Annotated in this window: 18 protein-coding genes; 4 read left to right on the plus strand and 14 right to left on the minus strand. The window is 47.0% G+C overall.

Translation table 11 applies throughout. The features are described from left to right. Positions 1–73 precede the first annotated feature (73 nt). From ACN0UN_RS04720 to dnaE, 13 genes are all read right to left on the minus strand, one after another. Complete coding sequence (locus ACN0UN_RS04720; RefSeq protein ID WP_417658956.1) at positions 74–853, minus strand: EAL domain-containing protein; 780 nt, start codon at positions 851–853, stop codon at positions 74–76. Positions 854–991: 138 nt separating this feature from the next. Continuing rightward, on the minus strand, positions 992–2,578 hold the full coding sequence (locus tag ACN0UN_RS04725; protein WP_417658957.1) for a dihydrolipoyllysine-residue acetyltransferase: 1,587 nt from the start codon (positions 2,576–2,578) through the stop codon (positions 992–994). 12 nt (positions 2,579–2,590) lie between these two features. After that, the gene (locus ACN0UN_RS04730; RefSeq protein WP_417658958.1) at positions 2,591–3,568 is read right to left on the minus strand and encodes an alpha-ketoacid dehydrogenase subunit beta; all 978 of its coding nucleotides are present in this window, start codon (positions 3,566–3,568) and stop codon (positions 2,591–2,593) included. Next, positions 3,568–4,767, minus strand: a complete 1,200-nt coding sequence (locus ACN0UN_RS04735) for a thiamine pyrophosphate-dependent dehydrogenase E1 component subunit alpha (RefSeq protein WP_417658959.1) — start codon at positions 4,765–4,767, stop codon at positions 3,568–3,570. The genes ACN0UN_RS04730 and ACN0UN_RS04735 overlap by 1 nt, the downstream gene beginning before the upstream one ends. A gap of 85 nt (positions 4,768–4,852) precedes the next feature. After that, on the minus strand, positions 4,853–5,908 hold the full coding sequence (astE, locus tag ACN0UN_RS04740) for a succinylglutamate desuccinylase (RefSeq protein WP_417658960.1): 1,056 nt from the start codon (positions 5,906–5,908) through the stop codon (positions 4,853–4,855). Further along, complete coding sequence (locus tag ACN0UN_RS04745) at positions 5,905–6,636, minus strand: DUF599 domain-containing protein (RefSeq protein ID WP_417658961.1); 732 nt, start codon at positions 6,634–6,636, stop codon at positions 5,905–5,907. The genes astE and ACN0UN_RS04745 overlap by 4 nt, the downstream gene beginning before the upstream one ends. Before the next feature lie 78 nt (positions 6,637–6,714). Further along, positions 6,715–9,891: an efflux RND transporter permease subunit gene (locus ACN0UN_RS04750; protein ID WP_417658962.1), complete on the minus strand. Its 3,177-nt coding sequence runs from the start codon at positions 9,889–9,891 to the stop codon at positions 6,715–6,717. After that, complete coding sequence (locus ACN0UN_RS04755; protein WP_417658963.1) at positions 9,891–11,102, minus strand: efflux RND transporter periplasmic adaptor subunit; 1,212 nt, start codon at positions 11,100–11,102, stop codon at positions 9,891–9,893. Before ACN0UN_RS04755 ends, ACN0UN_RS04750 begins: the two co-directional genes overlap by 1 nt. 114 nt (positions 11,103–11,216) lie before the next feature. Further along, a complete protein-coding gene (locus ACN0UN_RS04760) occupies positions 11,217–13,178 on the minus strand; it encodes a monovalent cation:proton antiporter-2 (CPA2) family protein (RefSeq protein WP_417658964.1) in 1,962 nt (653 codons plus the stop codon). A 2-nt stretch (positions 13,179–13,180) separates the two neighbouring features. Next, complete coding sequence (locus ACN0UN_RS04765; protein WP_417658965.1) at positions 13,181–14,062, minus strand: DMT family transporter; 882 nt, start codon at positions 14,060–14,062, stop codon at positions 13,181–13,183. A 27-nt stretch (positions 14,063–14,089) separates the two neighbouring features. Continuing rightward, positions 14,090–15,124: a tRNA lysidine(34) synthetase TilS gene (gene tilS / locus ACN0UN_RS04770; protein WP_417658966.1), complete on the minus strand. Its 1,035-nt coding sequence runs from the start codon at positions 15,122–15,124 to the stop codon at positions 14,090–14,092. A 15-nt stretch (positions 15,125–15,139) separates the two neighbouring features. Next, the gene (gene accA / locus ACN0UN_RS04775; protein ID WP_417658967.1) at positions 15,140–16,096 is read right to left on the minus strand and encodes an acetyl-CoA carboxylase carboxyl transferase subunit alpha; all 957 of its coding nucleotides are present in this window, start codon (positions 16,094–16,096) and stop codon (positions 15,140–15,142) included. A gap of 18 nt (positions 16,097–16,114) precedes the next feature. Continuing rightward, positions 16,115–19,618, minus strand: a complete 3,504-nt coding sequence (dnaE, locus tag ACN0UN_RS04780; protein WP_417658968.1) for a DNA polymerase III subunit alpha — start codon at positions 19,616–19,618, stop codon at positions 16,115–16,117. A gap of 174 nt (positions 19,619–19,792) precedes the next feature. Here dnaE and ACN0UN_RS04785 point away from each other — a divergent pair, with 174 nt between their 5' ends. The 4 genes from ACN0UN_RS04785 to ACN0UN_RS04800 are packed head-to-tail and all read left to right on the plus strand — an operon-like array spanning position 19,793 to position 23,132. After that, the gene (locus ACN0UN_RS04785; RefSeq protein ID WP_417658969.1) at positions 19,793–20,914 is read left to right on the plus strand and encodes an MlaE family ABC transporter permease; all 1,122 of its coding nucleotides are present in this window, start codon (positions 19,793–19,795) and stop codon (positions 20,912–20,914) included. A 26-nt stretch (positions 20,915–20,940) separates the two neighbouring features. After that, positions 20,941–21,651 (plus strand): ABC transporter ATP-binding protein, encoded by a 711-nt coding sequence (locus tag ACN0UN_RS04790; protein WP_417658997.1) that lies wholly within the window; start codon positions 20,941–20,943, stop codon positions 21,649–21,651. Positions 21,652–21,654: 3 nt separating this feature from the next. Next, positions 21,655–22,542 carry an MlaD family protein gene (locus ACN0UN_RS04795; protein ID WP_417658970.1) on the plus strand — a complete coding sequence of 296 codons (888 nt, stop codon included), beginning with the start codon at positions 21,655–21,657 and terminating at the stop codon, positions 22,540–22,542. Continuing rightward, positions 22,539–23,132, plus strand: a complete 594-nt coding sequence (locus ACN0UN_RS04800) for an ABC-type transport auxiliary lipoprotein family protein (protein ID WP_417658971.1) — start codon at positions 22,539–22,541, stop codon at positions 23,130–23,132. The genes ACN0UN_RS04795 and ACN0UN_RS04800 overlap by 4 nt, the downstream gene beginning before the upstream one ends. A gap of 24 nt (positions 23,133–23,156) precedes the next feature. On the opposite strand, the gene ACN0UN_RS04805 is transcribed toward ACN0UN_RS04800, so the two are convergent. Continuing rightward, positions 23,157–23,399, minus strand: a complete 243-nt coding sequence (locus ACN0UN_RS04805) for a hypothetical protein (RefSeq protein WP_417658972.1) — start codon at positions 23,397–23,399, stop codon at positions 23,157–23,159. Positions 23,400–23,427: the final 28 nt, after the last annotated feature.

Raw genomic sequence — 23,427 nt, forward strand, 5'->3', positions numbered from 1 at the left:
ACTGCATACGCTGAAGTAGGCCATTTAAACCAAGTTAATGTGCTAGTCACTGCCATATTGTTGTAATTATAGGTTAGTCACATTCAGCTAGAAGTTTCTCAAAGGGTACTGCAGCTAACGCCTCGAGCTCTGGCTTGGCAAAATAATAGCCTTGGAATAAGTTTAAACCAAGACCCCGTAAACACTTAAGTTCTTCTTTCGTTTCCACGCCTTCAGCGAGCACTTGAGTGCCTTGCAAATGACACTGCTGCATGACTTCGACAATAACATCTTGCTTCGCTGGATGCAGTTCAATATCACGAACCAGTTCCATGTCGAGTTTCAAGATGTCTGGCCTCAAATCCGTTAGCCAGTCAAGCCTGGCAAAACCAGAACCGTAATCATCAATAGCTGTTTTGAAGCCACGTTTGGAGTAACTGCTAAAAATGTCCTGTAAATGGTTTTTGTCCAGTATTTGTTCGCTTTCAGTGACCTCGAATATTAACTTGGTCATGTCAAAATGATACAAATCAGCCGCTTCAATAGTCGCTTTAATACAGGTTTCAGGATTATAAACAGCATTGGGTAAGAAGTTGATGTTTAAATACGTATCACAGCCTAAGCGGGCCGCCGTTTCAATGGCCTTAACCCGACACGCTTGGTCAAAGTAATAACGATTATCCTCGTTGATACGCTCAAACACCCAACCCGCGCCCTCTCCTTCCGGTCCGCGAACTAAAGCTTCATATGAGATGACCCGCTTTTTGTCCCAATCAACAATGGGTTGGAACGCCATACGAATTTCAAAACCAAGTGACTGGCCACTGAGGCAGTCCATACAAGTTTGCTGTTTGATTGAATCCGGAAAATCCATGTGTTACCTGTCTTAATATTTTAACCAGTATTCAATTATCGACAATAAGACGCAAGTCTTAAGTAAATATATTCAATAAAAACATAAAAAAAGGTCAGCAATGCTGACCTTTTTCTACGATTAACGAGCTACCTAAAATTAACTCATATGCACTAACATGCTGGTTGGATCTTCCAAAAACTCTTGCCACAGTTTATTAAAGCGAGCAATGGTTCCACCATCAATGATGCGATGATCGCCCGACCAACTTGCCGTCATGATTTTCCGCGCTACCACATTACCCTGCGCATCAAAGCGCGGTAATTCCTGCACTTTGCCCAGTGCAACTATCGCCGCTTCCGGTTTGTTGATAATCGGCGTAGCAACCGTTCCACCAATAACACCGATATTTGAGATGGAAATTGTTCCACCCTTCATATCTTCCTGGGCAACACGACCTTCACGAGCTGCTTGTGTTAAACGCGTCACTTCCTGCGCAACCTCAATGATACTCTTGTTTTGTACCTGTTTTATATTGGGCACCAACAATCCAATCTTGGTATCAACGGCCATACCAATATTGTGGTCATCAAAGTAAGTGATTTCGGTGCAATCATCATTAACCTGCGCGTTCATAACAGGGAATTCTTTTAGTGCTAACGATAACGCCTTAATAAAGAACGGCATCATGGTTATACGAACGCCCTTATCGGCGTAGCGCTCTTTCAATTGCTTCTGCAGCGCAATCACGTTGGTTAAGTCAAATTCGTCAGCATAAGTAAAGTGCGGAATAGTGCTTACCGACTTCATCATTTGCTTCGCCATGGCTGCTTTCACGCCACGAATCGGTTCGACACGGGTATTGCCCGTTGCACGCGTGGTGCTTGACGCAGCCGATGACTCGGCGGCACGTGTTGCGGTTTCACTTGATTGGTCGCCACTGGCAAAAGCTTCAACGTCTTCTTTCATGACGCGACCTTTGGCTCCAGATCCGGCTACCTTGCTCAAATCAACGTCCAATTCACGCGCACGGCGACGCACTGCAGGGCTCGCAATGGCCTTACCCTGGCGCGCAGGTTCAGGTGCTTCTGTCGAGCCTGCTGCCGGTTTTTGTGTTGACGCTTCGGTTGAGTCCGATTTCGCCGCTGATGGTGAAGAAGATGCTGCTGCATCAGAGCCACCTGCTACTCGAACCGCAAACAAAGGCTCATGTACTTTGGCGATGTCGCCTTGCTTGTAATAAAGCTTTTCAACCACACCGGTTTCTTTGGCGGGAATTTGAACCAACGCTTTGTCGGTCATCACATCAACAACCGCCTGATCTTCCTCAATGGTGTCGCCTTCTTTAACCTGCCATTCAACAATTTCACATTCAACAATACCCTCGCCAATATCTGGCAGAATAAAGTCAGTAACAGTTGAACCAGAGGTTTCGGCGTTAGCTTCTGGTTGCTCTTTTTTCGCAGTTTCTTTCGCAACTTCAGATGCCGCTGTACCAGCGTCTTCACTGCCAGAATCAATCGCAAATAGTGGCTCATGAACTTTGGCAATGTCGCCTTTTGCATAGTACAACTTGGCAACAACACCATCTTCTTTGGCTGGAATCTGCACCAACGCTTTGTCGGTCATGACATCAACTACGGCCTGATCTTCCTTAATGGTGTCGCCTTCTTTGACCAACCACTCGACGATTTCGCATTCGACAATACCTTCGCCGATGTCTGGTAAGATAAAATCTTTACTCATGTCATGGGCCTCTTAATAGGTCATCGAAGCTTTAATCGCTTCGTAAACTTTCAGGTGATCAACAAAGTATTCTTTTTCGTGACTTAGTGGATACGGCGTATCTAAGCCGCACACCCGAGCTATCGGAGACTCAAGGTACAAGAAGCACTCTTCTTGAATTGTTGAGGCCACTTCGCTGGCAAAACCGGCAGTAATTGGCGCTTCTTGCGTGACAACTAAACGCCCTGTTTTACGAACAGATGCAGCAACGGTTTCAACGTCCCACGGTAAAATACTGACTAAGTCGATAATTTCGCAATCAATGCCATCTTTGGCGGCAAGTTCTGCTGCCTTCTCGGCCATTTCCACCTGTGCACCCCATGCCAGTAAGGTAATATCTTTACCTTCTTTAACGATGTCGGCTTTACCAAGTTCTAGCGTGTATTCTTCTTCAGGAACTTCGCCAACCGACGCACGGTAAAGGCGTTTAGGTTCCATAAATAGCACTGGGTTTTTATCAAAAATTGCGCTGAGCAATAAACCTTTCGCCATGTATGGGTTACGCGGCATGACAATTTTTAAGCCTGGCGTATGCGCAAAATAAGCTTCTGGCGACTGCGAATGGTAGTGACCACCGGCTATGCCGCCGCCGTATGGCGTACGAATCGTCAATCCACCCACGTTAAACTCGTTACCTGAGCGATAACGGAATTTTGCTGACTCATTTACGATTTGATCAAACGCCGGGAAGATATAATCACCGAATTGAATTTCAGCAATTGCGTAGCTACCTTGCGAAGCCAAACCATTGGCAAAGCCGATAATACCTTGCTCAACCAACGGGGTATTGAAGTTACGATGGCGGCCATACTTTTCGGTCAACCCTGACGTAGCGCGAAACACACCACCAAAGGAACCGGTATCTTCACCAAAGCTGTAAACTTTTTCACTCTTCGCCATCGCAATATCAAGTGCATTGTTGATGGCTTGTAACAGGTTCATCTTGGCCATTACTTCTCACCTCCGTCAATACGCGACGCTGTTTTCGGATAAGCATCCGGATATTTGCGAATATGCGCTTTAAGCGCCTCAAGTTGTTGCTTGAGGTGTTTCGGAGGCGTGTCGTACACGTCATTGATAATTTCATCAATATGCGGCACCGGAACCGTTTCAGCTGACTTCAAAGCTGCCAATACGGCTGCTTTTTTACTGTCGTAATTTTCTTGGGCTTGCTCTTCCGTGATCCACTCTTGCTTTTGCAACCACTTTTGGAAGCGAACAACAGGATCTTTTGCACGCCACGCATCTTCTTCTTCGCGGGTACGGTACCCGGTTGGATCGTCTGACGTAGAATGCCCTGCCATACGGTAGCTCATGCCTTCAATAAGCACTGGTTCATTCTCTTCAACAGCCAGTTTACGCGCCAACAATGTCGCTTGATAAACCGCAAATAAGTCGTTGCCATCAACACGAATCGTTTTCATGCCATAGGCAACACCGCGCGGAGCAATGCCGTCACCAGCATATTGCTCGCCTTGCGAAGGCGTAGAGATTGCATAGCCGTTATTACGGCAGAAGAATATTGCTGGAACCTTATAAACAGCGGCCATGTTTAAGGCCGCGTGGAAGTCGCCCTCTGAGGCGGCGCCTTCACCGAAATAACAAATGGTGCACTTACCTGACTTTTCCATTTTCTGGCCATATGCGTAGCCAGTTGCTTGTGGAATTTGCGTTGCCAATGGTGACGCAATGGTCATGAAGTTTAAGTCTGCACAACCGTAGTGCACAGGCATCTGACGGCCTTTACCCAGGTCGCGCTCATTCGAGAACAACTGGTTCATGAACTGCTCAACCGTAAAACCACGGAATGCCAACGCACCCTGTTCACGATATTGGCCCATGATCATGTCGCCATCATCAAGTGCCGCTGCAGAGCCAATGCTCGCAGCTTCTTCACCGAGTGAAGACAAATAGAAGCTAATACGCCCTTGGCGTTGCGCTGCAATCATGCGCTCGTCAAGAATGCGGATAAATTGCATCGTGTCGAAAATTTTTAACGCTAACTCTTTGTCCATTGCTGGAGCTTCAGCGCCTTTACGAATCGTGCCATCCTCTGCGAGGATTTGGAACATTGGAATTTTCAACGCCGAACCGTCTAAAAACTCCGGTTTGGTCACGATGTCCAACTGATGTTGTTTATCTTTCGCCATAACTTTCTCGTTCTAAGAAAAATTGCGCACACTTTACCTTCACGTCAACTGACATGCAAACAGCGTGCATCATAAAAACACAAAATCAGACCAGTTCTAATTTATCGATAGGCACCGGAACAACAGTTAACAAAGCACGTTGCCCAATTGCCACATCTGCGTTTGGAAATATAATTCGCTCGCCCGCCTGTTCAACCCTGTATTCGGTGTCACCATCGGTTGCTAGCAGGTAACCTTGCTCAAACTCCGTAAAGTTCGCAACATCGTCCGGGAAGTTTAAACGAAAGTTTTGCTGAGTCCGATCAATGGTGCGACATACATCGTACACGTGATGGCGCGCCCCGTTAAATGCTGGCAGTTCAAGTTCATTTGTACTGATAAGTTTACGGAACATAGCATCAGCAGCTGCAAATCGTGTCATATCATTTTCGCCAAACGGGTGAACCTTTCCTAACTCAACGGTAAACGCATCGGCATTGTGCTCACGAGCACTGTAATAACTAAATGTTGTCGTCGGAGCTTGATTCAACAAAATAGTGTCGATACCACTTTGTGCCAAAAAGGTGAGTTGCTCTTTTTTATATGGCGCACCATGGGTAAATGGGTAAACCGCAAACTTTTCATGGACAGAATCACGAATCGCCGTATGAAGGTCATAATGGAATCGTTGCTTTTGCTTATAAAACTGAGTTATGTACTGCTCGAGTTTTTCAGCGCGTTGATGCTCTGGCGTAGCGCCTTCGCGGTGCGCTCCGCTAAACAACCGATTCATATTTATATCGACAAAACGGGTGCCATTTACAATGGCTGCGGGGTTTGCAATAAGAAATAACGTGCGCTGTTTAACCTGCAATTCGCCCGAAAAAATATCATGCAACATGTCGCGGACCATCTCAATCGGCGCGGTCTCATCACCATGCACAGCACAGGAAATAATCACGTCCTTGCCCTGTGGTTCGTCCGGCTCAATCACCACAACACCGGCATCCCAAAACTCCGCATGCCCCCCAACAACTGCTTGCTGAGTGCCTATGAGTGACTCTCCTTGATAAGGGCCTAAGGGGTGTGGCAGATCGTTAAGTTGCTGACCTAACTTGTTAAAATATGTGGCGATTGTCCACTTCAATACATCAAGTGTCACTGCGAATCTCCGTTTTCTTTAATTGGACCTGGCTCCCACCCTTTTGTGGCAAGCAATGCACGTAAAACCTTTGAGCGGTATTCACGGCGATACAGCACAAGAACCACAATTGCGGTGGAGCAAATGAATAGATACGGATGAATGAACCAACAGAAAAAGGCCAAGGCAAAATAGTAAGCGCGCAAACCGTTATTGTACTCATGCCCTGCTTGATCGATTACTTTGGCCGTTTGCCGCGCGAACACTTCGCGTTGCTCATCATCAAAGTCAGTTGACCGGTATTGCGGTGCAGCACCCATAAGCACTGAAACAAAGCCAAACTGACGAATAGACCAAGTGAACTTAAAAAAAGCAAAAACAAACATTAAGGCCAACACTGCCAGCTTAAACTGCACTTTGTCAGGCGATGTATCGGCTGTATAAGGAATAGAGCGCAGTACTTCCACAACTTTATCGGCTGACGCCAACAGCGTTAGTACACCGGCTAATACCAGTACGGTTGACGATGCGAAGAAGGTTACCGTTCGCTCCACATTGCCTAATAGAGCAGCATCAGCAATTTGGTGTTCTTTGCGCGTTAACGTACGCATCCAGTCGATACGAAGTTGGCGCAAAATATGGGATAAACTATAGGTAGAACGGGCTCGGATTCGAGCAAACTGTGTGTAGGTGACCCACACAGTAACGAAAAACACTAATGCGACAATGTCGATGAGCGCCAAATTCATGCATGACCTTCCTATGCATACAAGGCTAGCAGCACAATTGCTGCTAGCTCATATTAGTTTAAGGTCAATAGTTTAACATTATGTGACGGAATTGTGTTGTTCTGATTTCGGTTCAGGCGGCTTGGCGAGACCATACCAACTCAACATAGTTTTCATACCACGACGGGTATCGTTAAGTATCAGGTACAAGCACGGCACCAGCAATAATGTGATAACTGTTGCGAACAAAATACCGAATGCCAAAGAAATCGCCATTGGAATAACGATTTTGGCTTGTAGGCTCTTTTCTAACACTATCGGCAACAAGCCAAAGAACGTGGTTAATGACGTAAGTATAATCGCCCTAAAACGTGCGACCCCAGCCTCGGCAACCGCTTTACGTAAGCTTTCGCCTTCAGAACGGGCTCGGTTGACGTAGTCCACCATAACCAGTGAGTCGTTAACCACAACCCCCGCCAAGGCAATAATACCGAATAAACTTAAAATCGATATCGGCATGCCTAAAACCCAGTGGCCAACTACAGCCCCAATCATACCGAATGGAATAACCGACATGATGATGAGTGGCTGACTGTATGATTTCAATGGAATTGCCATCAATGCGTAAATCGCAAACAGCGCTAATAAGAACCCTATTGCGAGTGAGTTTGTTGCTTCAGCTTCATCTTGTGATGCACCTTCAAGCTGGAAGCCAACTGAAGGATAGCGATCTAAAATAGGCTGAATTTTGTCCTCGCGAACCTGGCGTACAATATCAAATGGTTGCACTTTGTCCTTATCGACGCGCGCCCGAACGTTAACCGAACGTTCGCGATTGATACGGGTAATGGTGTTATAGCCTTTCGCAAAACGTATATCGGCTAGCTCGGTAAATGGAATCAATGAACCATCAGCCGTGCGTAATTTCATGTCTTCGAGGTTACCAACAGACTGACGCTCCGGTAACGGATAACGAACCATGACCTTCACTTCTTCATCATCACGCTGAAGACGCTGTGCCTCGGCACCATAAAACGCATAGCGGACTTGATTCGCTAGCTCTTGTAAGGTGATACCCATTGCGGTTGCTAGCGGTTTTAGCTCAAGAATAATTTCATCATTCCCTTCGCCAAAGGTGTCTTCAATGTCAAACACACCATCGAATTGCCCTAAGTCTTGCTTCAGTATGGTTGCTGCAGCAGCAAGTTCTTCGAGGTTATCACCGGTGAGTTGAAATTCGACGTCAAAACCGCCACCACCGCCGATGCTACCTTGGAAGTTCAGCGCCTTAACACCAGCCATATCCGGCGTTGTTTCACGCCAATTATTAATTATGGCGAAACCATCCAAGTTTCTGTTTTCACCTTTTTCTAATTCAGCAAAAACTGTTCCGCTGGTGGTACCGTTCATCCAAATATTGGTGTGTTTAACAATATTATCGCCATTGTCAGTTTCCGCTTCAGCATCAACGTTCATCAACGACTCTTCAATACGCTGTAACGTGCGAATGGTTGATTCTTCTGAAGCACCCGGCTGCATCTCAACGCGCGCCTGAATAAAGTCACTTGGAATATTGGGGAAGAAAACCCAACGCACGGTACCGCCCGCGATCAAGCCGATAGCAAGAATGAACAAGCCAACAAAAGCGGCAAGCGTTGTATACCGGTAATGCAAACACTTCTTTAAAAACGGCTGATAGTAGGTTTTTGCAAAGTACAGCAAGCCACCAGATATCTTATTTCGAACACGCTGAAATCCGTTTTGCTTCTGCAACCCGTCTTTTGAAAACTTCATCTTGGCGATGTGCGCCGGCAAAATAAATTTGGATTCAATCAACGAAAAGGCCAAGCACAGAATGACAACCCAAGCGATCGATTCCCAAATTGCCCCCATACCACCTTCAACCATCAGCATTGGAATAAAGGCGACCATGGTCGTCAACACCCCGAACGTGGCTGGCATAGCAACTTTCTTGGCGCCAATAACAACGTTATCAACTGTTTTTCCGTTCTTTTCAATTTCTGAATACGCGCTCTCGCCAATGACGATGGCGTCATCGACCACTATCCCCAGTACCAATATGAAGCCGAACAAAGAAATCATATTAATCGAGATATCGAACATTGGTAATGGCATCAGCGCAATGGTTCCTAAGAAACAAAGCGGAATACCAATCATGACCCAAAATGCTAAGCGTAACTGCAGGAACAAGGCCAGCATAATGAATACCAACGCACCACCGAACAGCATGTTGTCAATCATCAAGTCGAGGCGGTCATTCAAGTAGTAGGATGAATCCCCCCAGTGCGCTATCTCAACCTGCGGTGGCAGCTCTTTTTGTTTACGTTCAACGTAGCTGCGAACCACTTCGGCTATTTTTAAATCATTCTGATCGCCAACCGAATCAACCCGAACAAAGGTTGCTGATGCGCCATCAAAGCGCGTAAAGCGGCGACGCTCAATAAATGCATCTTGCACTTTAGCAATATCACCAAGCGTTAAACGCGTTCCATCAGGCCGGTTAATCAGAACTATTTTTTCAAACTCGTCACCCACATAAGCCTGGTTATTTGCGCGCAGCAAAATATCACCATTCGGTGTGCGGATTGAGCCACCCGCAACATCAAGCGAGGTGCCTCGAACTGCTGCGACAATATCTTGGAAGGTTAAATTGTAACGTTGTAAATCCGCTTCTGAAATTTCGACTGAAATTTCGTAATCGCGCGCTCCAACCACTTCAACTTTGGTAATACCACCAATGCTTTTAAGGTCATCTCGAATCGTTTTAGCGAGCTCTTTTTGCGGCCCTTCTTCGAGTTCACCAAAAATACTAATCCAGATAACTTGTCGTTGCGGGCGTATACGGTAAATATTCGGCTTTTCAATCTGCTGCGGAAAGCTAGGGATAGCATCGATGAGCATTTTCACTTCATCCATGACTACTTGCACGTCGTAACCACTTTCTACTTCAATGGAAACGGAACCATTCCCTTCTCGCGCCGTTGAGGTAACGCGCTCGATACCATTTACATCTTCAATGGCATCTTCTATGCGAACTAAGACGCCTTGCTCAACTTCTTGTGGCGCAGCGCCTGGGAAAGGAACTTGCACACTAATAATATTCAATTCAATCTCTGGGAACATTTGCTTGCGCACCTGCCCCGTCATGAAAATACCGGTAATAATAATCAACGCCATCAGCAGGTTGGCAGCAACAGTATTATTTGCCCACCACGCAATGATGCCCTTTTTGGGATCGATATCGTATTGGCTCATTAGTTGCTTCCTGTTACTTCAGCGGTTTCCGAATCTGAGGTTTCTTGCTGCTCGATAATCGGGTCACCAGGAATACGAACCTTCATACTTGGCAGCGCATTCGATAGCTGAGTTAACACCACGATATCGCCAGCATTTAGGCCTTCGTTGATGATCACGTAGTTGGCTTCAGCGCGCATAACATCAACGTCACGCTTCTGAATTCGACGCTCTTCGTCCACAACCCATAATTTGTCGTCAATCGATAATGCATAGCGTGGTACGCGATAAACTTGTTCTGCTTCGATACCATCAATAACCAACTGAACAAAACGACCAAAGCGCAATGGTACTTGGTGAAGCTCCGACTCTTGGTTGTAAGGGTCTTCCACTTCCACAACGCCATAAATAACGCGGCTATTACTATCTAGGATACCTTCACTGCGCACGAGACTTCCGCGCCAGGTATATGCAGTTCCAGCAACATCACTGGTCAACATAACCTGTGGATAGGCGCCTTCATGGCCTGATTCAGGTAAATCAATATAGGCAAGATCGCGATCGCTCAGTGGCACACGAACCTCAGCCACTTCAGAACCGTACAGCAAACCAACTTGAGTATTCATTGAAACAAATTGGCCAATATCGACATTTTTGTTCTGCAAAATACCATCATAAGGTGCACGAATGGTGGTTCGTTCAAGATCCCGCTCGGCTTTTGAAACGGCAGCTTCCGCTGACTGTACTGCGGCTACCGCACTTGCTACTTGAGGTTCACGAATACCCAACGCAGGAATCTCGCCCATTTGCAGCGATTCCCATTCTTCTTTAGCTACTTGAGCGCGTGCACTCTCTTCTGCGAGCGCAGCTTTCGCTTGTGCTAAAGAAGCTTTGGCGGTTTGCAGTGCAACACGATAGTCAGCGGTATCAATTTGTAATAAAACATCACCTTTTTTGAAAAAGCCCCCGTTCACAAAATTGTCGGCAACCTCGGTGATTTGACCACTTACCTGCGTCACTAGATTGGTCATATGTTTGGGTTTCACGTTACCCTGACCTGATACCTTAAAACGCACTGTTTCAGGTTGCACTTCTAACACGTCAACAAGAACTGGCGGTCGTTCATTGGAGCGCTCAGGAGGCTGTGGGCGCAAGGTAATCATCGCCACCAATAACAAGATAGCGACAAGAAGAATAAGAGGTGGTAATAAAGCGCGTTTTTTAAATGCCATGACGTCTCGGTTCCATGAATGAGTCTTTCGCAAAAATTAATTTTCAGCCTATAGTATGACGAAATCTATAGTAATCCGTTAGTAACAATGTGTTAGCAGTTGTAAACAAACACCTCAACCGTTTAACAAATAACTCTCACCAGCTTCAATCGCTCTTGGCCCACCGGCAAGCAACACCACATCATCGTGTTGCAACGCAAAGTCACCATGTACTTCGGTAAACTCTTGGTCGCCACGGCGTACCGATTTGATCTGTAAGTTCAGATCGTCCAGAGCGAGGTCAATTAACTTTTTACCACATGCAAACGCATTTTGAGGCAGTGCGACTGCATGCAAAAATTGTAAACGATCAAGTTTTTCCGGATTCATGTCCGTTGTTTCACCTGGGTAAAATCCATGCATTTCACCGTAATGTGATCGGCGGGCTTGATCGAGGCGCGAAAGGATTTTTCGTATTGGAATGCCAGAACGACTTAAAATTTGGGACACCAACATCAGACTTGCTTCTAATGTGTCTGGCACAACCTGCGTTGCTCCCGCTTCCATCATAGCTTTTAGCCGCATATCATCGCGACTACGTACGATAATCTCGGCATGCTCATTGATATGGCGAATTGCTTTTAGCACTTCGAGTGCTCGCTCATCGTCGGCGAAACTAATAATGATTAATTCAGCTTCATCGGCATGCACGGCCCGCAGAATATCGCGCCGTACGGCATTACCAAAAAACACCTTTGAGCCGCCCGCAACAGCCTCTTGCACACGTTTCGCGTCATGATCGATAGCGAGATAATCAATTCCTTCGTTGGTTAGAAAGCGCGCAACGGTCTGTCCAACACGACCAAAACCCAAAATGAGTACGCGTGAGCGCTCATCGTTAGGCTGCGGCAACCCCACGCCGTCGTCGTCTTCCTGTTTGCGTAAGATGAAGTCGACGACATTGCGGCATCGCTGGATAACCAGCGGCGTAAGCGCCATACCAAACACACCTACCCCGACAAGCATCGATGCGACGTTTGCGTCTAACAACTGGAAACTTAACGCCAACGATGCAAGAACAAAGCCAAATTCCCCCATCTGGAACAGCATTAAACCGGCGCCCCATGCATCTTCTTTGCGCTCATTCATAAATCCAGCTAATGCGCGCACCACCAGCAGCTTGATAAGGCCCACGGCAATTACAATAGCGATAATCCAATGCAAGTTCGCGACAAACACATTAAAATCTAGCTGCATGCCTACGGTAATAAAAAATAGCCCCATCAGAATATCGCGAAATGGCCGAATATCCGCTTCCAACTGGTGCTTATACTTGCTCTCGCCCAACATCATTCCAGCCAAAAACGCGCCGAGCGCCATCGATAAACCAAATAAATGAGTCATTCCCCCTGCAACGAGAGCTACCAATAACGTTGCCAAAACAAACAACTCGTCAGTTCGTAACTTCGCTATTTCTCGAAAAACATGCGGTAACACCCATTTGCCAATGGCCATCAACACAATAACAACGCCGGTGCCTTTTAGTAGCGCATAGCCAAGACTTTCCCACATGGATATATCGCTATTTGAGGCGAGCAGCGGAATAATAATTAACATGGGCACTACGGCAATATCTTGAAACAACAACACTGCAACCGTCAGTTGTCCCTTCTTTGAAGTTAATTGCGACGACTCGCCAAGTTGTTTGATGACGACTGCCGTTGAGGAAAGTGCCAAAGTACAGCCAACAATGAACGCGGTGGTCCAGTCGTTAACAAATAAAATAGCTAAAACGGCGAATAGTGCAGTACACAGCACAACCTGTCCTGCCCCAAGGCCAAATACCTGGCCTCGCATGGCAATCATTTTAGGTAGCGAGAATTCAAGGCCCAATGAAAATAGCAACAACACCACACCGAGCTCGGCAACAAAATGGTACTCGTCAGGATCAGATATCCAAGCCAATACATCCGGCCCGGCAACAATGCCTGCAACAAGGTACGCCAAGATAGCTGGCAGTTTGATTTTTCGAAATGCCCAAACCAGCACTACGGCTATCGCAAGCAGTAAGAGTATGTCCGTAAATCCACTATTCACTTTTATTCCCTTAGCCGATAAAGCCCAACACAAATCAATGATAAGCCTATCAGTGTGGTTACTTGAATGGTTTCACCAAGTATAAAATAGATTAATATCAATGATATGAACGGGCTCAAAAATATTAGGGTAGAAATTTGAGCCGTCTTTGTGGCTAATCGCATGGCTGTGAGCCACAAAAAGAAGGTGAGCCCCATTTCAAACAGCCCCACATAGACACCCGCCCAAACCCCAGCCCAAGGTATAGACCAATTGGCTGGTGTGTCAAAAACCAAGGCGTTAACACCATTAAATAGAACTAACCAAATGCTGCCCCAGAAAAAGCACCAAAACAACGCCGGTATGGGCTTATCTGTATTTTTGGTATTCATTAACCAGTAGCTTGCCCACAGCAGGGTACTGAATAGAGCAAGGCCAATACCGGTCCAGTTGGTTTGGCTAAAGTCCCAAGCACCGCCGGTGGCAATTAAAAACACCCCAATATACGCCAGTAACATGGCCAGCAATTCTTTTTTTGTTAGCGTTTGCTTCAAAAACGGCACCGCTAACAGCGACATGGTAATCGCCCAAGTATAGTTGATAGCCTGGGCTTGCTGTGCTGGCAACTGATTGTAAGCCGCAAAAAGAACCCAATAGTACGCGGCAGGATTTATAAACCCTTGGCCAATATAGAACCAAGCACGTGCGCGCCCTAAGCGGATGGCTTCGGGCCAGCGCTGCTGTATAGTCAGAATTACTGCAAAGGTTAATAGGCTGGTAAGGGCTGCAATGCTGAGTAATTGCAACGGGCTGAGGTAACGCAGCGCCAACTTAAATGCTGTCGCCACTGTTGACCACAGCAACACTGCAGCCAATGCGTAGAGAATCGCTTTGCGCTGATCCATCGTCTTCCTTGCAAGCGTTAAACCGAGCTAGCTAGATTGCTCAGTTAAAGTTAATAAACGATCTTTATTATCGGCGGTGTGCCGAGTCACCTTGCAATGCCCCCAACGTACTTCTGGGCGCGCGTTGTTTGTAGTAAGTAGCATTTGCGTGCGTAATTGCTCAAGCTGCGCATAAGAAGGAATTGGTGCACCACAAACCTGTAACCAATACCGCAAGGCGCCGCGTTGAAGGTCGGCCGAGGCGTCTTGCAGCCAATGCGTAGCTAAGCGTTTTTCAGAATCAATATGCGGTGTAACCCGATCATGCAGCAGTTGTTCAAGCAAATGCTGTGTTTCGGCACATAACTGTGCGCTTCGCAAAACTGAATGACCAAATTGAGGCCAACGTTGTTCTAATTTGGGAATAACCTCATGGCGCAAATAATTTCGCTCAATACTGATATCGTAATTGGTATCGTCTTCAATCCAGTGCAACTGCTGTGCACGGGCGTAAGCATAAATTTCTTGTTTACTGATATCCAACAACGGACGAAACCAAGTCTGTTGATTTTTTCGACTAACTGCTGCCATCGCCGCGAGCCCTTTCGGCCCAGCACCGCGCTTAAGTTGCAACAGAAAGGTTTCTATTTGGTCATTACGGTGCTGACCCAGCAGAAATATAGCGTTGGCATCGCCAAGTGCTTCTAGCCGTTGATAGCGCGCCTCGCGACCTGCCGCTTCTTTACTTACCCGAGCCCCGGTTGCTACCGGTAGCACTTCGCAAATCATCGGGAATTTCCGGCGTTCACAGTCCGCTTGAAGCCCCTTCGCCCATGTTGCCGAGCTGGGATGAAATGAATGATCAAGATGAATTGCTAAGTAGCGGTAATTTGGAAATTCTTGTCGAAATCGATCCAGTAAGTCCAATACTGTCTGTGAATCGGCACCGCCGCCTAAGCAGACAATAATCTGTTGGTTAGCTGCTGGATTTAAAGCTAATAATCGTTCTTTAAATAACGAATAAAGGGGAGCAGTGTGAGCACTGTCCCCTTTATTTATTTGGCGAGTTGTCGCATTGTTCAACGCGAATCACTCCACTTAGCAGTAACCAAATGACATCAACTTTTGATAACGTTGTTCAAGGCGAGCGGCACTGTCTAAGTTAACCAGAGCCTCCAAATCGGCAATTAATTGCTTCTTCAAACGTCGCGCCATTTCTTCCTGATCACGGTGCGCGCCGCCAATTGGCTCAGCAATAATCGAATCAATTAGCCCCAACTCTTTCGAACGCTGCGCGGTAACGCCCATGGCTGCCGCTGCCAGAGGTGCTTTTTCAGCACTCTTCCAGAGAATTGATGCACAGCCCTCTGGCGAAATCACTGAGTAGGTTGAATACTGCAACATGTTAACGCGGTCACCAACGCCAATCGCCAATGCGCCACCGGAACCGCCTTCGCCAATTACAGTACAGATAATGGGCGTATTCAAGCGCGCCATAACCTTTAAGTTACGGGCAATCGCTTCAGACTGGCCACGCTCTTCAGCACCGATACCCGGGTATGCTCCTGGCGTATCAATAAAGGTAATAATTGGCATTTTAAAACGCTCTGCCATTTCCATCAGACGCATCGCTTTGCGATAGCCTTCAGGTTTCGGCATGCCAAAATTACGGCGAATTTTTTCTTTCGTTTCACGACCTTTTTGATGTCCGATAACCATCACTGGGGTACCGTCAAGGCGTGCTGTACCCGCTACGATAGCTTCGTCGTTAGCAAAGGTTCTGTCCCCCGCCAGCTCATCAAAATCATCAAAAATGTGCTTAATGTAGTCAAGCGTGTACGGACGTAGCGGATGACGTGCTAATTGCGCGACTTGCCACGCACCCAAGTCACCGAAGATTTTTTCGACGAGTTGTTCACGTTTCTCTTGCAGCTTCGTAATTTCCTCTTCGAGTGAAATATCAAAGTTGCCTTTAGCGCCAACTGCTTTTAATTCTTCGATTTGCGCCTGCAGTTCTGCGATAGGCTGCTCAAAATCTAAAAATTTAAGACTCATTATGGCTCCCATTTGCCACTAAAATTCGAGTTCAACCGCTTGGTTTCCAAAGCGCTGTTGCAACTCATACAACAATTCATCGGTTGGGGTCACATACCATTCTGTGGCCGCCACATATTCTGCCGTTAAATCAGGGCGCACATAACGGATGTGAAGCGGGCATGAGCCCTGCTTAAATGGTTCTAACAACTGCGTAAGTTGCGTTAAACCATGCCCTTCTAATTGCTCTTGTCGAAGTGTAAGGCGAAGCGTTTTTGCGTATTGCTCTCGCATTCCGACAATAGTCATCACCTCACGTGCCGTCATTGTATTGGCAGAGGAGTAATCATCAAAGCTGACCTCTCCTTTTACCACTAAAATCTGGTCTTTTTCGAGCATGTGCTGAAAATTTTCATAATCTTTAGCAAAAAATCGCACGTCAAACCGCGCTGTTTTATCATGCAGGGTCACAATGGCCCAGCGTTGATTCTGTCGGTTCAGCATGGTGCGAACGTCAACGACCAGACCTGCTACTGTTGTTGTCTGATCACGTCCCGTTGGCCGTACATTCGCTAACACCGCTGGCACATAATTTTTTAATTCAGCACGATACCGATTTACCGGATGCCCCGTTAAGTATAGCCCAAGCGTTTCGCGTTCGCCTTCTAACCACATTCCTTCTTGCCAAGGTGCAACCTGAACAAACTCATGTTCAATTTCAACATCGTCGGAAGCCGTGGTCAGTACGCCGAACAAGTCACTCTGTCCGATAGCTTCAGCGCGTGCATGTTGCTCGGCCTGACGCATGGCTTTTTCTAGCGTAGCCATAATAGTAGCCCGATGCGGGCCCAGCGAGTCCATAGCGCCAGCTTTTATTAGCTTTTCCAAGACACGTCGGTTGAGCTTTTTCAGATCAACACGGCAACAGAAATCAAATAAATCGGTAAACGGCCCTTCTTCACGTGCGGCCAGTATTGCCTCAATGGGGCCTTCACCAACACCTTTTATCGCACCAATTCCATACACAATGGACTGTTCTGCATCAACGGTAAACTTATACTGGCCCCTATTCACGTCAGGTGGAAGTAATTTAATACCCATATTTTCGCATTCATCAACTAACGTGACGATTTTATCCGTGTTATCCATATCTGCGGACATAACCGCCGCCATAAACTCAGCTGGATAATGGGTTTTCATCCACAAAGTTTGATACGAAACTAACGCATAAGCCGCGGAATGTGATTTGTTAAAACCGTAACCGGCAAACTTTTCGACCAAGTCGAATATTTTAATTGCCAGCTCACCGTCAATGCCATTTTTACGCGCACCTTCTTCAAAGACCGCACGCTGTTTAGCCATTTCTTCGGGTTTCTTTTTACCCATTGCTCGGCGCAACAAGTCAGCACCGCCCAACGAATACCCTGCCAGTACCTGTGCAATCTGCATCACCTGTTCTTGGTATAAAATGACGCCGTAGGTTGGCTCCAGGATAGGCTTCAGTAATTCGTGCTGATAGTCTTTATCCGGATACGAAATCGCTTCACGGCCGTGCTTACGGTCAATGAAGTTATCAACCATGCCCGATTGCAATGGCCCCGGACGAAACAATGCTACCAAAGCGATAATATCTTCAAAGCTATCCGGCAACAGCTTTTTGATCAGTTGCTTCATACCGGCGGATTCAAGCTGGAATACCGCAGTGGTTGCACCCTTTTTCAGTAAGGAGAAACAACGTGGGTCATCCAAAGGAATGTGATTAATGTCGATAGGCTCTTGGCCGTCACGCTGACGATTAGCATTAACCATGTCCAGAGCCCACTGAATAATCGTCAGTGTGCGCAGCCCCAAAAAGTCAAACTTTACTAAGCCTGCGGCTTCAACATCGTTTTTGTCGAATTGAGTAACCGGTTGTTTGCCTTCGTCATCACAATACAGTGGCGAAAAATCTGTGATGCGTTCCGGTGCGATAACAACACCGCCCGCATGTTTACCGGCATTACGCGTAACCCCTTCGAGTATCCGCGCCATGTCGATGATTTCGCGCACGTCGTCATCTTGTTCGTACATTTCGACAATGCGAGGCTCTATCTCAAAGGCTTTTTCAAGTGTCATACCCGGATCTCCGGGAACTAACTTGGTGATTTTATCAACAAACCCGTAGGGGTGGCCCAGTACGCGACCAACATCACGAATTGAGGCTTTTGCCGCCATCGTACCGAACGTGATGATCTGGGACACTGCTTCACGGCCATAGAGGTCGGCAACATGGTCAATAACTTCATCACGGCGATCCATACAGAAATCGATATCGAAATCGGGCATCGATACCCGCTCAGGGTTCAAAAACCGTTCGAAAAGCAAATCAAGTTCTAATGGGTCAAGATCGGTAATTTTGAGCGCATAGGCAACCAATGAACCTGCACCAGAACCACGCCCCGGGCCTACTGGAATATTGTTATCTTTTGACCATTGAATAAATTCCATGACGATCAAGAAATAACCCGGAAAACCCATTTGGTTAATAACATCGAGTTCAATCTTGAGGCGTTCATCGTAGGGAGCACGATTCTGCTGGCGTTGTTCAGGGTCGGGAAACAAAACCTGTAAACGTTGTTCCAAACCTTCAATAGATTTTTTAACCAGGAAGTCTTCCGTGGTCATGCCACCCGTTGGAAATTCAGGCAGTACGTGTTTATCGAGTGTTACTGTTACATTGCAACGCTTCGCAATTTCAACTGTATTGGCTAAAGCTTCAGGAATATCGCTAAACAGCTCGAGCATTTCGTCGGCACTTTTTAAATATTGCTCGGCGCTGTATTTCTTCGGGCGACGCTTATCGTCCAGTGTATAACCGTCAGATACCGCGACACGCACTTCATGCGCGTTGAAGTCTTCCGCGCGCAAGAACATTACTTCATTGGTCGCAACAACAGGCACGTCATTTTCAGCTGCTAACGCAACCGCTGCATGCAAGTATTCGTCTTCACCGGGGCGACCCGTTCGCAGTAATTCAAGGTAGAAACGATCGGCAAAGTGTTGTTGATAAAAAGCTAACAGTTCGCGCGCTTCGTCCGCACGATTTTGCAGCAACTTACGGCCAATGTCGCCTTCGCGGCCACCTGACAGAAGCAACAAACCTCGCTGATGATCAATCAGCCATTCTTTATTTACACAAGGTTTGCCACTACGATGCCCAGCTAAATAACCACGGCTAATTAATTGCGTCAGTTGCTGATAGCCTGCATTGTTCATAGCTAAAGCAGTTAACCGAAAAGGCTCATCTTGTGAGTCCGCTGTCCAGCCTTCTGGCAGCACCCAGAGATCGCAGCCGACAATTGGCTTTAACCCCTGGTCATGGGCTGTGCGATAAAAACGAACTAAGCCACACATATTCATTTGATCAGTTAACGCTAACGCAGGCATCCCCTTCGCTGCGGTGGCTTCGCAAATAGGCTTAACCTTTGCGAGACCATCCATCATCGAAAAGTCGCTGTGGACACGTAGGTGAATAAATTGGGGCTGTTTGCTCACTTCGCTCATGCGTTATTTCATACACTCATTAATAATTATCTGGTTATTGTGCCGCATGCATCACGCTATGTCATGTAGTGATTGTGACCTTTTGAATTGGCTGTAAAATTTGCGTGAAAACTGACTAAATGTTCATTAGTTGTTATAGTATTTTTTCTAAGCTAACCACTTTGTTGGGGTTTTATGTCACGCGGCGGGTTTATTCACTACAACAATACCGAAAAGCTACTGCAAGTCGGTGGTGAGTGGACACTCGAGCACTACATTACCCTGAACCAAGCAATCCAAAAATTACCACAAAGGCCTGACGCTACAACATTAGATTGTTCCAATTTAGGCAAAGTTGACTTCAACACAGCCAGTTTATTAGCGGATTACCTTGGCAGTCCACAACTCGATAAACTACTGCAGCAAGCGCAAGGACTCACAAGTGACCAACGGGATATTTTTGCCAGCGTGGTGCAAGCAACCCAAGCAACTGAGCTTTATACCGAAAAACCCTCGTTCTCTGCGGTCGGTTTGATAGCCCAGCTTGGCCAAAACGTTAGTAACCAGGTGCATCAGCTGGTGCTACTACTCAATTTTATTGGCGATCTGGTACTCACCTGTTTAGCGGTTCTACTTCGTCCCTCCCGGTGGCGCATTACAGCATGGTTTTATCACATGCAACAGGCTGGCTTAGCAGCCATTCCTATTGTGAGTTTGATGGCCTTTTTGGTGGGTGCCGTCGTTGCGTTTTTAGGGGCAACTGTACTGACGGAATTCGGCGCCACTATTTATATCGTCGATCTGGTTGCATTCGGTTTTATGCGTGAACTTGGTGTATTACTTGCTGCGATTTTGCTGGCAGGCCGAACGGCGAGCTCTTTTACTGCTCAGATTGGCGCTATGAAAGTTAATGAAGAGCTTGACGCCATGCGCGTGGAGCAATTGGACCCTATTGAGCTGCTTGTTATACCGCGTCTATTGGCCCTACTGGTTATGTTGCCGCTGTTAGGTTTTATTTCTATTTTGGCTGGCTTAGCCGGTGGCGCGGCTGTTGCTGTCGGGAGTCTCGATATTTCGTGGAATCAATACCTGTCCATTCTTAATGAAGTTCCGATACGCCACTTTTGGGTCGGTATGAGCAAAGCCCCCTTTTTCGCTGTTGTAATTGCAACTATTGGCTGCTTAGAAGGGTTTAAAGTTACCAATAGTGCGCGCTCTATTGGTCAGCACACGACCTCCAGCGTGGTACAGGCGCTGTTTGCTGTTATTCTGCTCGATGCCATTGCCGCATTATTTTTCATGGAGATGAATTGGTGATTAAGTCAGCCGAAACAATTTTATCCATGCGACAAATCAGCAACCGATTTGGCAATCAGATGGTGCATCAAAACCTTGACCTCGACGTTTACCGCGGTGAAATCATCGGTCTCGTGGGTGGTTCGGGAGCCGGCAAGTCAGTATTGCTGCGAACCGCTATTGGCCTGCATAAACCAGATGCCGGTGAAGTTATACTTAACGCATCACCAATTGGAGTATTGTTTCAGCATGGTGCCTTATTTTCTTCAATGACCGTTGCGGAGAATGTCGCCCTCCCCTTGATAGAACACTCACGACTGAGCCGATCACAAGCATTGCATCTGGCACAGATTAAATTGGCCTTAGTTGGGCTCAGTCAGCAAGCTGGCGAACACTACCCAGCGGAGCTATCGGGCGGCATGGTAAAACGCGCAGCACTGGCACGTGCTTTGATTCGCGAACCTGATATCGTGTTTTTAGATGAGCCAACCGCCGGGCTTGATCCGCTCAATGCCGCTGCATTTGATCGTCTGATTAAAACGCTATCGAACGCGCTTGGCTTAACAGTTGTTCTGGTTACGCATGATCTCGACACACTCTATGCAATTTGCGACCGCATTGCGGTGCTTGCCGAGAAACGTATTATCGCTATAGATACCGTTGCAAAGGTGGCAGCGAACCCTAATACATGGATTCAGTCCTATTTCCATGGCCCACGTGGACGCGCTGCGGCGCACGCCGCTCGCAAGGAGGATTAACCGATGGAAACTAAAGCACACCATATTATTGTTGGGGTGTTAACACTCACACTGCTGTTGGGGGCACTCGCATTTGTGCTCTGGCTAACGAATGCTGACTCAAAGCGCGCGTACAAGCAATATGACGTGCTTTTCAAAGAGCCCGTTTCCGGGTTAACAATTGCCAGCCCAGTGCAATTCAACGGGATTAATGTTGGTGAAGTTACTCGTCTGAGTTTAGATAAAGATGATGCTCGGGTGGTTCGTGCTCGCATTCAAATTAATGCCGAAACGCCAGTAACTCAGGCAACTGTAGCGAGTTTGTCACTGCTAAATATTACCGGTGCCAGTGGCATTGCTTTAGAACAAAGCGTCGCACAAAGTCCCCCCATTAATAGTGGTGAAGGTATACCAGAAATCATTGCCGAGCCTTCACAATTGACCCAACTGCGGCTTAGCACCGAGGAGCTCTTTGTCAATGTAAGCCAAATGATTAGCAACGCGAATAGACTGTTTTCAGACACCAATATGCAATCTATCGAGTCTATCCTTACTAATGTCGATACCTTTAGTACTGAAATGGCACAGCAGTCCAGCAGTATCGCCAGCGTTCTCGATAACCTGCAGGCCAGTACCAAACAGCTGAACGACTCATTGGTTTCACTTGAAGAAGAAGTTTCAAAGCGCAGCGAACCCCTATTTGATAAGGCCGATCAGACGTTAAACAATCTGGCCAGCGCAAGTGCCGACCTCAATCAGTTAATTAGCCAAAATCGAGGCAATATTGATGCCGGAATGGCGGGCATTGCCGAATTGGGTCCAACTCTAATAGAGCTGCAACGCACCTTGCAGCGTTTAAATACCATCGCCGCCAAGTTTGAGGGCGAACAAGTGCGGGAGTATCAACCATGAGTAAGAAATTTGGTTTCGCCAGTATCGCAGTGGTGCTACTCACATCGGGTTGCAGTATCTTACCCGAGCCTAAGCCGATTGACTTTTATACGTTAGAACCCGCACAAGTGATTAATTCTGCTGCGGTTTCGAAGCAACAAATAAGCGTAGCCGAGCCTGAACTGGCTGACATGTTGCAACTTGAGCGTATCTTACGAGTGACTCATAACGGTAGCATTGTGGCTTACTCAGAAGCTCGGTGGAGCGCGCCTATCGCATCCGTGTGGCAAAACTGGCTACTCGACGCCTTATGGCGTGACACGCGTTTTGACGACATCAGCTCACGGCAACAGGGTTTGGACGCGCAATGGCAGGTGGCTGGTCGCCTGCAGGCGTTCCACATCATCGAGTCAACGGCAGGCGCGCTCGCTACGGTGCGATTCGATGCACAACTTATCGATATAAAAAACCGCCGTTTAACCGCGAGCAAAACGTTTCAAGCTGAGGTGGTGTTAAATGATTCTTCTGCAGCCAGTGCTGTTCAAGCTTTAGGACAAGCCAGCCAACAGGTTGGGCTGGAACTTTTGAGTTGGCTTGCTGAGCCTCATTAAATTGGGCTCAGCAAGTTATCTGATTTATTCGAAACTACCGACAAAGGCTTGTATACCCTCTTGCTTTAGTGCATCGAGTGCTTCGTCTAAAGCTTCTTGATCGGTTTCAAATTTATCTTCCCACACTGTCGAGTTATTACCTTCGTCAACAATTTCAAGAACCCAACCACTGTCCTCAGTACGGTAGATATCAATTTCAACTTTATGTCCTTCATCCGTGTATTCGCGGCACAAAGGGCTTTGAATATATTCTACTTGGTCAGTCATGTTTATTCCTCAAAAGAGTAAGTGTCGC

This window comes from Pseudidiomarina sp. (assembly GCF_048267825.1).
In the GTDB taxonomy this organism is placed as follows: Bacteria; Pseudomonadota; Gammaproteobacteria; order Enterobacterales; family Alteromonadaceae; genus Pseudidiomarina.